A 14,541-nucleotide genomic window follows, 5' to 3' on the forward strand; every position below is an offset into this window, starting at 1 on the left:
CGAAGACCCATTATACCGTGTAGCGTGTGGCGGACGGGGCGGGATCGATTAGGCTCTCCGCCCGCCGATAACCAGTTCGGCAGGATCCGCTGAGGGGTTTCATGGCAACGCTGCTGCTTCCGTTCTCGCCGCGCTTCATCGTGCTCACGATCTGCTCGGTGGTCACTGCGCTTCTGCTCGTGTTCGGCATCGTCGACCGGAAGCTGATCGACGTCATCCTGATTCCCTTACTGATCTTCGGCGCGCTGACGCTGCTGGGTGTCCGCGACCTCATGCAGAAGCATCACGCGGTGCTGCGCAACTATCCGATCTCGGCGCATCTGCGCTTCCTGCTCGAAGAGATCCGCCCGGAGATGCGGCAGTATTTCTTCGAGAGCGAGAAGGACGGCATGCCGTTCTCCCGCGACACCCGCGCCGTCGTCTATCAGCGCGCCAAGATGGTGCTGGACAAGCGGCCGTTCGGCACCCAGGAGGACGTCTACCGCGAGGGCTATGAGTGGATGCATCATTCGGTGGCGCCGAAGCCCCATTCGAACGAGAAATTCCGCATCACCATCGGCGGCCCCGATTGCGCCAAGCCTTATTCCGCCTCGGTCTTCAACATCTCCGCGATGAGCTTCGGCGCGCTCAGCCCGAACGCGGTGCGCGCGCTGAATGCCGGCGCCAGGAAGGGCGGCTTTGCGCATGACACCGGCGAAGGCGGCGTCAGCCCGTACCACCGCGAGAAGGGCGGCGACATCATCTGGGAGATCGGTTCCGGCTATTTCGGCTGCCGTAATCTCGACGGCACGTTCAATGCGGACGAGTTCGCGCGTATCGCCACTGAGGAGCAGATCAAGATGGTCGAGCTCAAGATGAGCCAGGGCGCCAAGCCCGGCCATGGCGGCGTGCTGCCGGCGGCAAAAGTCTCGGAAGAGATCGCCAAGATCAGGGGCGTTCCCCTAGGGGAAGATTGCATTTCGCCGGCCTCCCACAAGGCGTTCTCGACGCCGCTTGAGATGATGGCCTTCGTCGGCGAGATGCGCAGGCTGTCGGGCGGTAAGCCGGCCGGCTTCAAGCTCTGCATCGGCCATCCCTGGGAATTCCTCGCGATCTGCAAGGCGATGCTCGAGAGCGGGATCTATCCCGACTTCATCGTGATCGACGGCAATGAGGGCGGCACCGGCGCTGCGCCGCTGGAATTCATGGATCATCTGGGCATGCCGATGCGCGAAGGCGTCAATTTTGCCCACAATGCGCTGGTCGGCATCAATGCGCGTAACCGCATCAAGATCGGCGCCTCCGGCAAGATCGCGACTGCCTTCGACATGGCACGCGCGATGTCGATCGGCGCCGACTGGTGCAATTCGGCGCGCGGCTTCATGTTTGCGCTCGGCTGCATCCAGTCCTTGAGCTGCCACACCGACCGCTGTCCGACCGGCGTGACCTCGCAGGACCCGATCCGCAATCGCGCGCTCTACGTGCCCGACAAGATCGAGCGCGTCTGCAATTATCACCACGCGACGCTGCATGCGCTGGCCGAGCTGCTCGCCGCCGCCGGCCTCGAGCATCCGCAGGAGTTGCGGCCGATCCATTTCACCCAGCGGACATCGACCACGGAAGTCCGCACCTTTGCCGAACTCTACCCGGCGCTGCGCCCGGGCGAATTGCTCGAAGGCACCCAGGACCGCCGCTTCCGCGACGCCTGGGCCATGGCCCGCCCCGATTCGTTCCAGCCGGCGGGGTGAGCACGTTTCCCTCTCCCCGCAAGAACGTGGAGAAGGCGAACCGCCCATCCCGGTCATTCCGGGGCGCCACGCAGTGGCGAGCCCGGAATCCATGTTTCCACCCGCATCTGCTGCTCGATGGATTCCGGGCTCGCCGCTTCGCGTCGCCCCGGAATGACAGGGTTTGTTGCGGCGGCGAGGTAGGGACAGGCCGCGTCGGCTAATGCGGGTTCTCCAGGCTGAAGGTCTCCGACTGTTCGTCATAGGCGAACAGCTCGGCATAGCGTCCCCATGAGACGATGGTCTTCAGCGTCTCGTCCGCATAATCCTCGGACATGTAGTCCTCGAGCTCGTTGCGGAATCGCGCGGCGGGGGCTGTGTGGGACGGGCGTTCGTCAAGCACGCGTTTGATCAGGCCCATCACCGGCACGTAGCTGATCAGATGTTCGGCGAACAGTTTCTTGCGCGCGTCGGTTTCGAGATTGGCAAAGCGCAGACCGGCTTCGGTCAGCACCAGGTCGCCCTCGCTTAAGCGCGCGAACCGCAATAGCTGCAGCGCCTCGCCGAGATGCAGGATCTCGTCCGTCTCCATTTGCAGGCTGCCGGCGAGAACCGGCAGGTCGGCGTGGCCGTGATAGGGCGGCCCTGCCAGCGTCTCGATCAAGCCGGACAGTTCGTTGGACGAGACATGGCCGAGCGCCGTGCCGACGCCCGCGCCGGAAGCCGCCTCGGCTGCTGTGGTCGACTTGCCGTCGGTCCGCTGCGTCATGCGCCCATAGATGTTGTCGACGAGCTGCCGGAACGCCGGATCGAGGCGGTTGCGCGGATGCGGGAAATCGACCTTGATCTCGGTCGCCACTCTGCCGGGATTGGACGAGAACACGAGAATGCGGTCGCACATCAGCACCGCCTCCTCGATATTGTGCGTCACCATCAGCACCGATTTGATCGGCAGGCGGCCGTCGGTCCACAGATCGATCAGGTCGGTGCGCAGCGTTTCGGCGGTCAGGACGTCGAGCGCCGAGAACGGCTCGTCCATCAACAGCAGGTCCGGATGCACCACCAGGGCGCGCGCGAAGCCGACGCGCTGGCGCATGCCGCCGGACAATTCCTTGGGGTAGGCGGATTCGAAACCGTCGAGGCCGATCAGGTCGATCGCGGCGAGCGCGCGGGTGCGTCGTTCTGCGGCATCGATGCCGAGTGCTTCGAGCCCGAGCTCGACATTCTGCAGCACCGTGAGCCAGGGAAACAGCGCAAACGACTGGAACACCATCGCGACGCCATTGGGGGGACCTGCGATCTTCTTGCCGCGGCAGACCGCCTCTCCCGAGGACGGGTCGACGAGGCCGGCGATGATCCGGAGCAGCGTCGATTTGCCGGAGCCGGAGCGGCCGAGCAGGCCGACGATCTCGCCGGCGCGGATGGTCAGGTCGACGTTTTCGAGCACCAGCAGGTTCTCGCCGCTGCCCTTGGGAAAGGAGCGACAGACGCCGCGGATATCGATGAGGTTAGGCTGAGCGGATTGTTCGAGCATGGCGGCTCCTCATCACCCGAGGCGAAGGCGGCGGGACAATGGCTCCTTGAACCGATCTCCCGCGATCCTTTCATTTGAGCACGATCTTCCTGTGAAGATATGCTCTAGAATTCCCCGTGCAGCCTTCCCGCGAAGATGTGCACGGGGCCACGGTCGGCGTTATAGGCGGGGTTTGTGATGAACTGATAGTCCGCCGTCAAGGTGAAGTTCTTGCTGATCGAATACGCGTAGTACGTCTCGAAGATGCGCTCGTGGCTGTAGTTGAGCCGACCGTCGCCGATCAGGAGGCCGAGGCCGCCAGCCGCCAGGAAATCGCGATGCGCGGCGGACAGGCCGTTGATCGCGCCGCCAATGCCGAACGTGTCGCTTGGCCGGCCCCAATAGCTGCCCTTGACCGACAGGCCGCCCGAAACGCTGCGGTCGACGTCGGTGAACGAGAGAATTTCGGCGCGGCCGTCGTTCCAGCTCGCGCGGGCAAACAGGCCAATGTCCGTGGCGAGCTGCTGCTCGAGGTTGGCGTAGAAGCCGTATTTGAGATTGTCGCGGCGGATGGCCGTCATCACGTTATTGATGTCGAGCGCCGGGTTCAGGCTCTCGATATCCAACGCCTCCTGATAGATGCCGGTATTGCCGCGATTGGCAAATGCGCCGAGCCGCAGCTTGCCGGGCTTGTCGGAGAGCGCATAGCGCCCTTCGAACTCGACCACGGTGCCGCCGGTCTTAAAGGTCAGGACGTCGCTGTTGGGCGCATCAGGCACCTGGAACAGGCCGGCGCGCACCGCCCAGTCCTTGCGGTTGAACTCGACCACCGCGCCGCGCGTATAGCCAGGCAGGTCGGCCGGGAAGTCGTAGGCGGCAGAGGCCCACATCGCCCAGTTCATGAAATCGGCGCGCGGGTCCTTTGCATAGGAATTGCCGTCGAAGAAGTCGCCGACCGCAAAGCGCCCGACGACGACGGTGATGCGGTTGATGTCGCGCTTGCCCGGCAACTGGTTGGGACCATCGGCGACCTCTTCCTGCTCGCCTCCAAGTCCAAAGGTCTGCTTGAGGAAGTAGCGTTGCGGCCGCAGCTTCGGAAAGGCCGCTCCTGCCTTTTGCGCTTCGCCGTTGGGGAAACCGGCAAGGCCGAGCGTGCCGTTGATGCCGAAGCCCTGCGCCAGCTCCGGATTGAAATAGAGCTCGCCGCCTTCCCACAGCCTGAGGCCGAGAAACGCCGTCGTGGTCCAGGTCGCCTGGAGTTGTCCAGGCCCCGGCAGGCTGTTGGTGCCCATGTAGGGCGAGCGGAACGACGGATAGCCCTGCGGCAGGAACGTGGTCTGCGCATGCACATTCCAGTCGTTCGACTCGGGAAGTTTGGTCGGGCTTGCCGCGACCGGCCAAGGCGCGTCGCCAAACTGATAGTTCAAGCCGAACTTCAGCAGATGGAGATCGGGCTTGATGCTGACGGAGGGCAAGCCGAATTCGCCGAGGTCGTAGGTCCGTTGCGCGAGGTTGACATAATCGTATTCGAGCTTCGCGCTCCAATTGCCGCTCAGCGCGAATTCGGCACCTGCGCCGACGGTCCAGCCGGTGTGATATCGACCGGGGGTCGAGACGATCTCGCCGTCGGCGTCGTTGATCCTGACATGGCTGTGCCCCCAGGCGAAGCCGCCGGTCAGATAGGGCATCCACCATCCGAATGCGTAGCCGACGCGGCCACGCAAGGTGCCGGTGTAGTCGATCGAGCTCTGGAAAGGGCCCGGCACCAGCCGCGGCACGTCCGTCGGGCTGGTGAAGGTGGCGTCGGCCTCGATGCCGAGCACCATGCGATTGAAGAATTGGCGATTGTATCCGGCCTGGTAGCCGCCGAGCAGCCCGGTAACGGTCGGTGGAAAGAACACGGACTGTTCGGGGAGGGGATTGGTGCGTGGGCCCAGGCTGCCATCGCCGTAGCCGGTGTGGCCCCCCAGATAAAAGCCGGTCCAATCGTAGACGGCGGCGTAGGCGGGAGCCTTGAAGGCGATATCGGCGGCAACCGCCGGGCCGCTCAAGGCGACGGTCGCGGCCGCCGCGTGGCCGAGAATCTTCGCAAAGGATCGGCTGCAGGGCGGCATGGCGGAGATGCTTCCAAACTGGACGTCGCGAGGGTTCGGCGTGCCCGTTCCCGAAGCGTTGCTACGACGCCTTCCCGCACACGAAATCATCACGCCGCCTTTGCCCCGGTCGCATGTCCTGATTCCCCTCCATCGCGCCAGATCGGGGAAGCTACACCGTACCACAATCCCTATTGCGAATAATTCGCAATAGCAAGAAACGGCGAGTCATTACCGCTGGATGGCATCGCTCAATGACAGTTTTGCAACAGAAGCGCGATCATCTTGTCGCGGCCAGATCCGGATGTGGATGACCCGCCCGGGGGGACAGCCGGGCGGGTCCGGGTACGACACGGGGTGGATGAGGCGCCCGTGCCGGACGCACAATCCACGGTCGACGTGTTTTCGAGCGAAGGAGGTTTACCGGTTCGCGCCGCAATCAAATTTGCGCAGATTGCGTGGACTTATCTGTGCAGAAAACGCGTCAACCAAAACCGCTCCGTCGATCGATCAGAAATTGCAGGTACGCACGCGGCCCATGTAATTGCCGAACGCATCGTACTGGCGAACCCAGCCGCAGCGGCGATAGCCGTCGTAGTAGTAGCCGTTGTTCGCGGCGATGGCGCTGCCGACAACCGCTGCGCCGACGAGGCCGGCACCGACGCCCAAGCCCCAGTGGTGGTGGTGGAACGGCTTGGCTTGCGCCTGGGTGGTCGACGTCGCGATCGTGCCGGTGACAGCGAGCGCGGCGAGGGCGAGAGCAGCAATCTTGGTCTTGATCGACATGGATAACTCCATCCTGTTGAAGGCGGCGCCGGGATGGCCCGCACGCACCGTTGGACGGAGCCTCCGCGATTTGGGTTCGAAGCGGAGGAGGAAGGCTATGGCTGTCGATTATTTTGCTGTCAGAACAGCGGCTTAGTGGATAAGCGCGGCCCGGCTGCGAGCTTGTTCACGTCGAAGTTATCGACGTCGATAAGCAGCTCGCAGAACGCGCGTGCGCCGTGATCGAGCAGGCGCTCGCCCTTCTCCGCGGCAGCCTTGGTCGCATCGCCGACCGCGCCGCTTGCGTGCAGGTCTTGCGTTTGCCAGGCGAAAGGCGCGGGCCGTTGCGTCGATAGCCAGCGGTGATCCTTCTCGATCGCGATGCTGGCGGGATGAAAATCCGAGATCGCGCCCCTAAGCACCGTCTGCGGATAGCGCGCCAGCATGATCGAGGTCTCGACCGCGCCGCCATGAATGCCGTGATGCACTTCTTCCGCATCGAACAGCTTTTCCGCCGCGCTCAGCCGCGACCAGCTTGTGGTGACCACCAGCATCTCGTGTTGCGCACGCAGATCCTGCGCGACCAGGCTCATCGCGGCGCTGTTGCCGCCATGGCTCGTGACCATCACCAGCTTTTTGACGCCTGCGCGCGCCACGCTGTCGCCGAGCGTCGTCCACGTCTTCAATGCGACATCGGCCGGCAGCGTCAGCGTGCCAGGAAAGTCGATATGCTCGGTGGAAATGCCAACCGGCTGCAGCGGCAGGAAGGTCGCGGGGAGGCCGACGGGCAACAGCTCGCGCACAAGCGCCAGATAGGCTTCGGCGATCATGACGTCGGTGCCGAGGGGCAGATGCGGCCCGTGTTGCTCGGTCGCTGCGAGCGGCAATACCGCGATCCAGCGCGCCGGATCGGCGCCAGCGACCTCCGGCCAGCGGATTTCGGTCCAGTCGCGGGGTGGAACAGTCGAAGTCATTTCTCTGCCAAGCGTTCCTTTGCGCGGATTTGCGAGGTAATTTGCCGGCCCTGCCGCGGGCGCATTCGGCGTCCATCACCCATCATGGGCCATAACCAGCGACGGAGTCCAACCATGAAGCGGGCCTTTTTGCTGCGAGCGTTAACCATAGCCGTGTGCGCCCTGGTTGCAGCCTTTGCGCCCGCAAAGGCCCAGACCCTGGACAAGGTTTCGTTCGGCACCAACTGGGTCGCGGAGGCCGAGCATGGCGGCTTCTTCCAGGCGGTAGCCGACGGCACCTACAACAAATACGGCCTCGACGTCACCATCGTTCCCGGCGGTCCCAACAACAACAATCGCATCCTCCTGATCGCCGGCAAGATCGATTTCTTCATGAGTGCGAACTCGCTGCAATCCTTCGACGCGGTCACCAACAACGTGCCGCTGGTCGCCGTCGCCGCGATGTTCCAGAAGGATCCGCAGGTGCTGTTGACCCATCCTGACATCAAGGCAACCAAGCTCGAAGATCTGAAGCCGCTGACGCTGCTCGTCTCCAAGGAGGGTATGACGACCTACTTCCAGTGGCTCAAATCCGAATACGGATTCAGCGAGAGCAAGGTGAAGCCGTACACCTTCAACCCGCAGCCCTTCATCGTCGACAAGAAAAGCGCGATGCAGGGCTATGTCACCTCGGAGCCGTTCGCGGTGGAGAAGGCCGCAAGCTTCAAGCCCGGTATCTTCCTGCTCGCCGATTACGGCTTCAACACCTATTCGACCCTGATCGAGACCCGCCGCGACACGGTCGAGAAGAAGCCCGATCTCGTGCAGCGCTTCGTCGACGCCTCCATCATCGGCTGGTACAACTATCTCTACGGCGACAATACCGCTGCCAATGCCATGATCAAGAAGCTCAATCCGGAAATGACCGACGAACTGCTCAGCTATTCCATCGACAAGATGAAGGAATACGGCATCGTCGATTCCGGCGACTCGCTGAAGAACGGCATCGGCGCCATGACCGACGAGCGGATGGCGAGCTTCTTCGACAAGATGGTGCGGGCCGGCGTCGTTCGCTCCGATATCGACTTCCGCCAGGCCTATACGCTGCGCTTCGTCAACAAGGGCGTTGGGCTCGACCTGCGGCCGAAGAACTAGGCACGAAGAGAGCTCTCGTGATGGCCGAGCCAGCCCCGAGCGAACTGGACGCCGGCTCCTCGCTTGCGGTGAGCCTGCGTGGGGTCACGAAGGTTTATGACAGCGGCGTCGCGGCGCTCGGCCCGCTCGATCTCGAGGTCAAGCGGGGAGAATTCGTGACGCTGGTCGGGCCGTCGGGGTGTGGCAAATCCACTGCGCTGCGGCTGATCGCTGGCCTTGCGGCGCCGACCGCCGGCACCGTCAGCGTCTCGCATCTCGCGGCGGAAGTACGCGGCCATCACTCGATCGGCTTCGTGTTCCAGGAGCCGACCCTGATGCCGTGGGCGAGCGTGCGCGACAATGTCCGCCTGCCGCTGAAGCTTGCTCATGCGCCGACGAGCGAGGCGGATGCGCGCATCGACGAGGCGTTGGCGCAGGTCGGGCTCGCCGAATTCGCACACGCCTATCCGCGCGAACTGTCCGGCGGCATGAAGATGCGCGTCTCGTTGGCCAGGGCGCTGGTCACCGATCCCGATATTCTCCTGATGGACGAGCCGTTCGCGGCGCTGGACGAGATCACGCGTTTCCGCCTCAACAACGATCTGCTCGCGCTCTGGCGCAAGCTGCACAAGACCGTGATCTTCGTCACCCATTCGGTGTTCGAGTCGGTGTATCTCTCGCAGCGCGTGATCGTGATGACGGCGCGGCCGGGGCGGATCGGCGCGGAGTTTCGCATCAGCGCGACCGAGCCGCGCAGCGAGGAATTCCGCACCTCCGCCGAATATGCCGGCTTCTGCCGCCAGGTCTCCAACGCGCTGGCGCCTGCCTATGCGGGACAGGCCGGCGCATGAAGTCCTCGCGGCATGCGGTCCGCCTGCTCTTGCCGGTCGTCGTCTTCGCGGCTGCCATCCTGCTGTGGGAAGCGATCGTTCGCGTCAACAATATCCAGCCCTATGTGCTGCCGGGGCCGGTGGCGGTGTTCCAGACACTGATTGGCGACTGGCCGGTGCTGTCGCAATCGCTGGGCGTCACGCTGCTGACCACGCTCGAAGGTTTCGTGGCGGCCGCGATCGGCGGCATCGCGCTGGCGCTGTTGTTCAACCAGTCGAAATGGCTGGAATATTCGCTGTTCCCCTATGCGGTGATCCTGCAGGTCACGCCGGTGATTGCGATCGCGCCACTGCTTCTGATCTATCTGCAGCAACAGACCGCGGTGGTGGTCTGCGCCTGGATTGTCGCCTTCTTTCCGGTCCTGTCCAACACCACGCTCGGGCTCAATTCGGTCGACCGCAACCTCGCCGGATTGTTCCAGCTCTACGGCGCGACGCGGCTGCAGACGTTATGCTTTCTGAAACTGCCCGCGGCGTTGCCGTTCATCCTCGGGGGGGTAAGGATCGCGGGCGGCCTGTCGCTGATCGGCGCCGTCGTGGCCGAGATCGCGGCCGGCACCGCGGGCGCAGGCTCCGGTCTCGCGTTCCGCATTGCCGAGTCCGGCTATCGTCTCAACATTCCACGTATGTTCGCGGCGTTGTTCCTGCTCTCGGTCGCCGGGATTGTCATCTATGGGGTGCTGGCGCTAATTTCGCACCTGGTATTGCGGCGCTGGCACGAGAGCGCGCTTGGAAAGGAAAGCTGATGGCTGCAACTATCTCTTCTGACAAGATCGACCTTTTGGTTTACGGGCCGATCCGTCCCATTCTGCAGAATGGCTTTCCCGATCAGTTCATCCTGCACACTGCGGAAAACCGCGCCGATCTCGAACGCTTGACGCCGGAGACCAAGGCCAGGATCCGCGGCATGGCCGTGACCTATCACACCGTGTCGACCGACAGGACCGTGCTGGCGCAATTCCCGAAGCTCGAGCTCGTCGCGAGCTTCGGCGTCGGCTACGACCATGTCGAGTCCGCCTATGCGCGTGAGCACAACATCATCGTCACCAACACGCCCGACGTTTTGACCGAAGAGGTCGCCGACGTCGCCATGGGCCTTTTGATCGCGACCCTGCGCGAATTCATCAAGGCCGACCGCTACGTGCGCTCCGGCCTCTGGCAGACGCAGAACTATCCCTTGAGCGTCGGCTCGCTGCGCGACCGCAAGGTCGGCATCGTCGGCATGGGTCGGATCGGGCAGGCGATCGGCCGCAGGCTCGAGGCTTCGCTCGTTCCCGTCGTCTATCATTCGCGCAATCCCGCGGCCGGCGTGTCCTACCAGCACTATCCCGACCTGATCGAGATGGCGAAGGCGGTGGATACGCTTGTCGTGATCGTGCCCGGCGGCGCCTCCACTGCGAAAATGATCAATGCCGAGGTGTTGAAGGCGCTCGGCCCGCGGGGCGTGGTGATCAACGTCGCGCGAGGTTCGGTCGTGGACGAGCCGGCGCTGATCGCGGCCTTGAAATCGGGGACCATCCTGGCCGCCGGTCTCGACGTGTTCGCCACCGAGCCGAACGTGCCGGACGAGCTGAAGTCGATGCAGAATGTCGTGGTGCTGCCACATATCGGTTCGGCTTCCGTGGTAACGCGCAATGCCATGGATCAGCTCGTGGTCGACAATCTCAAGAGCTGGTTCGCCGGCAAGCCGCCGCTCACGCCGGTTGCGGAGACCCCGGTAAAGGGACGTTGATCAGGGATCGTCGATGTCAGTCCGCCGTTTCAGCATCGTGGCCGTGCTGCTGGCAATTGCCGGCGGCGCTGGACCTGCGTCGTCCCAGGATGCCTCGTCGCTGAAACAGGAAATGATCGGGCAGTGGGAGCTTGCCACCACTGAGCGCAGCAAGACCTGCGTCGTGACGCTAAAGGGCGATGCCACGGCGCAAGGCCTCAAGCTCGAGCTCGAGCCGTCCTGTCCGGCCGCGCTGCCCTTCACCAAGGACATCGCCGCCTGGAACATCAAGGGCCTCGACATCGTGCGGCTGCAGAATGCGGCCGGCGAGCCGGTAATCGATTTCACCGAGGTCGAGAGCGGCATCTTCGAGGGGCACCGGACCGGCGAGGGCGTCTACATCCTGCAAAACCTCGCCGCGGCCCGCGCGCTCGCCAAATCGATGGACCAGATGATCGGAGACTGGTCCATGGTGCGCGGCAACGGACAGGCGATCTGCGGCCTGACGCTGACCAACACCGAAGCCGGCCAGGACAATTTCCAGGTCTTCCTGAAGCCGAAATGCGATCCGGCGGTGACGGCATTCGCGCCGACGGTTTGGCGGCTCGATCACGGCCAGATGCTGTTGATGTCCGAGAAGGGCGAGACCTGGCAGTTCGAGGCTGACGACAATGCGCAGTGGCGCAAGGTCCCCGACACCGCCGCCCCCCTGATTATGCTGCGTGATCAGTAGCGGCGCCGCAGGGCGTGACGACTCTTGTTTGACTCGGCGTGACCGCCGTTGTTCACCTCTCCCACAGGGAGAGGTCGGCGCGCAGCGCCGGGCGAAGGGTTACGGTCCCTCGATGGAGTTCATCCCCCTCACCCGGATCGCATCTTGCGATGCGATCCGACCTCTCCCCGATGGGGAGAGGTAAGGCACCTCCGACGTGGTACCAACTCGCCTGATCTCGCGATCCGCGCCCGTGGCGATCCGCTACTATCACCCGATGGCGGCGGCCTCGTTGGCGGCGCGCTGCATGCTCGACGACATCTCGCCGGTGACGACGCTCTGCTCCTCGACTGCGGCCGCGGTCGACGTCACATATTCTCCCACCGCCTCGATCGAGCGGCGGACCGTGCCCAGCGCAGTGACCACGTCGACGGAAATGCCATTGAGCGAGTCGATCTCGACGCCAATCTTGTCGGTCGCCTGCTTGGCCTGGTTGGCGAGGTTCTTGACTTCAGCGGCGACCACCGCAAAGCCACGGCCGGCCTCGCCGGCGCGTGCGGATTCGATGGTCGCGTTCAGCGCGAGCAGGTTGATCTGGCCGGTGATGTCGCCGATCATCTGCAGGATGCCGCTCATCGAGGCGGCTGCGGCGGTCAGCCGCTGCGCCTGGTGGTCGGCGGATTGCACATGGTCGGTGGCGGCCGCAGCCGTTTCCTTCGACTTGACCATCGCCTCCGAGATCTCGCGCACCGAGGCATTCAATTCCTCGGCGCCGGCCGCGACCTGCTCCATCATGCCGCGGACGCGCTCGCTCTTCAGTCGCGCGATCACCTGGGCGGTGACGTCGGAGGAGTATTTGACGACTTTGAACGGCCTGCCATTGAGATCCATGATCGGATTGTACGAGGCCTGGATCCAGACTTCGCGTCCGCCGGCGCCGACGCGGCGAAACTCACCGGTCTGGTATTCGCCGCGATTCAGCGCAGCCCAGAATTCGCGATAGGCAGGCAGGTCACGCTCGGCCGGATCGACGAACATGCTGTGGTGACGGCCCTGGATGTCGTGCAGCGTGTAGCCAAGCGTCTTCAGGAAATTCGCGTTCGCCGTTTTTACCGTGCCGTCCATCGCGAACTCGATCACGGCCTGCGACTTGTCGATGGCCGCGATCTGGCCGGCAAAATCGGCATTGCGCAGCTTCTGCTCGGTCACGTCGGTGGCGAATTTGACCACCTTGAACGGCTTGCCGTTCTCGTCGAACACCGGATTGTACGACGCGAGAATCCAGACCTCCCTGCCGCCCTTGCCGATCCGCTTGAATTCGCCGGTCTCGAATTCGCCCCGGTTCAGCTTCTGCCAGAACTCCCGATAGTTCGGGCTGTCGCGGAATGACGCCTCGACAAACATGCTGTGGTGCTTGCCCTGGATCTCGGCCAGCGAATAGCCGAGCGCGCGCAGGAAATTCTCATTGGCGGTGATGACAGTGCCGTCGAGATTGAATTCGATCACCGCCTGGACGCGGCCAATGGCCGTGGTCTGCGCCCGGAAGTCCAGGTTCTGCAGCCGGATCGAAGCATCGGACCATTCCACGGCGAAGCCTGCGCGCTGCCCGTCGTCGGTGGTCAGCGGCGTGATCATGAGATCAAAGGCACGGCCACCGAACCTGATGGTCTCCCGCTGCGGCGTCTTCAACTGCGCCAGCGCGTGGCGCTCGGCGGAATCCCTGTAAAACATGTCGATGCTGCTGCCGATCAGCTTGCCGACCGAGAAGCCCGGAAGCTCCTTGCGGATATCGGCTTCCGCGTCGGTGAGCAGCCTGGTCACCGCACGATTCATGTAGGTGATGGTCAGTGACGCATCTGCGATCATCAGGTTGGCAGTGATGACGTCGGCGGCAGTCTTGGCAATGTCACCGGCACGCGATTTCCGGCTTCCAAACATGTCTGGGTTCCTGCGTTGGCGGGCCAGGCGACGCAATTGTCGATCTGGTATTCATGATCGGCGAATCAAAATTCCAAATGTCACCAGAAGCTTCTCAGCATGGTGTGAACGGTCCCTTAAATATCCCGCTACCGCTGGCAAAATTGCCGAGCTCCGATATTGCGTCGCGGCCGAACACGCAAAACCGCGTGCTCGGCGCTTTCTTCGAGCAGTTCTTCACCCGCTCTCACCTGTCCTTGTGCTGGGACGAGGAACGCCCTTGGCGTGTGCGGCGTTGGCTGTTCATGTCTCGATCCGGCTTCTTCGGACCAGGAGCGCGCTATGGCGACGACCGTGCTTGCAATTGGCATCGATCCCGCATTCGCGGATTTCAGCGCCTTTCCGCAGCTCACGCCGGACCTCATCAGGAACTATATCGACGCGCAGATCGATCAGTTGCGCAGCCACGGCTATGAGGCGGACGCCTGCCTCGTCGACCTCGGCGATACGGCGGAGCAGGTGGTCGCTTCGGCGCTGCAGTCGAAGCGGTTCAACTGCGTCGTCATCGGCGCGGGCTTGCGCGAACCCTCCGCCCACCTCCTGCTGTTCGAGAAGATCCTCAATCTGGTCCACCGGCTGGCGCCGGAGGCCTCCATCTGCTTCAATACCACGCCTGCCGACACGATCGATGCGGTGCGGCGCTGGGTCGGGCCGTAACTCTTCGGCGATGCGAACGATCCGAGTGTTTCTCTCTCGAAGCTCCGCACACAATCACAACACTGATGTACCCCGACCGGGGAATCTCGTCAGGGCGCCGAGGGATGGAGTCTGTCGATGTAGTCGGTTACCTCCTTGTATGTGACCGGCTTGGCAAGGCTTTTCATCGGCGGCTCGCTACCTTTGCGGATCTCCAGGCTTTTTCCGTCACGAGCGTGCGTGACCTGATAACCGCGATACAACCAGGTTTTGCCTTCGGTCCAAGTCGGTCGTTCTTGCATCGGATCATCACTCCCTGACTGATCGGTTAACCTCTGGCGCCGGCGGTTAGTCTCTCAACAATCGAACGTGGTGTCACGGCGCCATCGCAATCGCACTAGATTGTGAACGTCGATTAATGAACGCTCGAGTAGTCGTTCGATACCAAGCT

The 14,541-nt window shown here is 63.3% G+C and carries 13 protein-coding genes; 7 read left to right on the forward strand and 6 right to left on the reverse strand.

Annotated elements, in window-relative coordinates; translation table 11 throughout:
• Nucleotides 1-101: 101 nt before the first annotated feature.
• Complete coding sequence (locus AC5ZGW_RS15280) at nt 102-1,727, forward strand: FMN-binding glutamate synthase family protein (protein ID WP_463327059.1); 1,626 nt, start codon at nt 102-104, stop codon at nt 1,725-1,727.
• 199 nt (nt 1,728-1,926) lie between these two features.
• Here the strand turns inward: AC5ZGW_RS15280 and AC5ZGW_RS15285 are convergent, their stop codons facing one another.
• The 4 genes from AC5ZGW_RS15285 to AC5ZGW_RS15300 form a co-directional block, all read right to left on the reverse strand.
• Complete coding sequence (locus tag AC5ZGW_RS15285; RefSeq protein ID WP_130225267.1) at nt 1,927-3,240, reverse strand: ABC transporter ATP-binding protein; 1,314 nt, start codon at nt 3,238-3,240, stop codon at nt 1,927-1,929.
• A 104-nt stretch (nt 3,241-3,344) separates the two neighbouring features.
• The gene (locus tag AC5ZGW_RS15290; RefSeq protein ID WP_130225268.1) at nt 3,345-5,333 is read right to left on the reverse strand and encodes a carbohydrate porin; all 1,989 of its coding nucleotides are present in this window, start codon (nt 5,331-5,333) and stop codon (nt 3,345-3,347) included.
• Between the two features lie 489 nt (nt 5,334-5,822).
• Nucleotides 5,823-6,098, reverse strand: coding sequence for a hypothetical protein (locus tag AC5ZGW_RS15295; protein WP_130225269.1), 276 nt, complete (start codon nt 6,096-6,098; stop codon nt 5,823-5,825).
• 119 nt (nt 6,099-6,217) lie between these two features.
• A complete protein-coding gene (locus tag AC5ZGW_RS15300) occupies nt 6,218-7,051 on the reverse strand; it encodes a creatininase family protein (RefSeq protein WP_130225270.1) in 834 nt (277 codons plus the stop codon).
• A gap of 114 nt (nt 7,052-7,165) precedes the next feature.
• Between AC5ZGW_RS15300 and AC5ZGW_RS15305 the strand changes: the two genes are divergently transcribed.
• Genes AC5ZGW_RS15305 through AC5ZGW_RS15325 form a run of 5 tightly spaced genes read left to right on the forward strand, consistent with a single transcriptional unit; the run spans nt 7,166 to nt 11,498 of the window.
• Entirely contained in the window at nt 7,166-8,185 is a 1,020-nt protein-coding gene (locus tag AC5ZGW_RS15305; RefSeq protein ID WP_130225271.1) for an ABC transporter substrate-binding protein, read from the forward strand.
• A gap of 20 nt (nt 8,186-8,205) precedes the next feature.
• Nucleotides 8,206-9,015, forward strand: coding sequence for an ABC transporter ATP-binding protein (locus tag AC5ZGW_RS15310; protein ID WP_130225272.1), 810 nt, complete (start codon nt 8,206-8,208; stop codon nt 9,013-9,015).
• A complete protein-coding gene (locus AC5ZGW_RS15315) occupies nt 9,012-9,800 on the forward strand; it encodes an ABC transporter permease (RefSeq protein WP_130225273.1) in 789 nt (262 codons plus the stop codon). Before AC5ZGW_RS15310 ends, AC5ZGW_RS15315 begins: the two co-directional genes overlap by 4 nt.
• Nucleotides 9,800-10,786 carry a 2-hydroxyacid dehydrogenase gene (locus tag AC5ZGW_RS15320; RefSeq protein WP_028163367.1) on the forward strand — a complete coding sequence of 329 codons (987 nt, stop codon included), beginning with the start codon at nt 9,800-9,802 and terminating at the stop codon, nt 10,784-10,786. Before AC5ZGW_RS15315 ends, AC5ZGW_RS15320 begins: the two co-directional genes overlap by 1 nt.
• A 13-nt stretch (nt 10,787-10,799) precedes the next feature.
• Nucleotides 10,800-11,498, forward strand: a complete 699-nt coding sequence (locus AC5ZGW_RS15325; RefSeq protein ID WP_130225274.1) for an AprI/Inh family metalloprotease inhibitor — start codon at nt 10,800-10,802, stop codon at nt 11,496-11,498.
• A gap of 249 nt (nt 11,499-11,747) precedes the next feature.
• Here the strand turns inward: AC5ZGW_RS15325 and AC5ZGW_RS15330 are convergent, their stop codons facing one another.
• A complete protein-coding gene (locus tag AC5ZGW_RS15330) occupies nt 11,748-13,415 on the reverse strand; it encodes a methyl-accepting chemotaxis protein (RefSeq protein WP_130225275.1) in 1,668 nt (555 codons plus the stop codon).
• Nucleotides 13,416-13,736: 321 nt separating this feature from the next.
• Here AC5ZGW_RS15330 and AC5ZGW_RS15335 point away from each other — a divergent pair, with 321 nt between their 5' ends.
• On the forward strand, nt 13,737-14,111 hold the full coding sequence (locus AC5ZGW_RS15335; RefSeq protein WP_130225276.1) for a hypothetical protein: 375 nt from the start codon (nt 13,737-13,739) through the stop codon (nt 14,109-14,111).
• Nucleotides 14,112-14,200: 89 nt separating this feature from the next.
• On the opposite strand, the gene AC5ZGW_RS15340 is transcribed toward AC5ZGW_RS15335, so the two are convergent.
• Entirely contained in the window at nt 14,201-14,392 is a 192-nt protein-coding gene (locus AC5ZGW_RS15340) for a hypothetical protein (RefSeq protein WP_130225277.1), read from the reverse strand.
• Nucleotides 14,393-14,541: the final 149 nt, after the last annotated feature.

Source organism: Bradyrhizobium sp. Crot121, assembly GCF_059512385.1.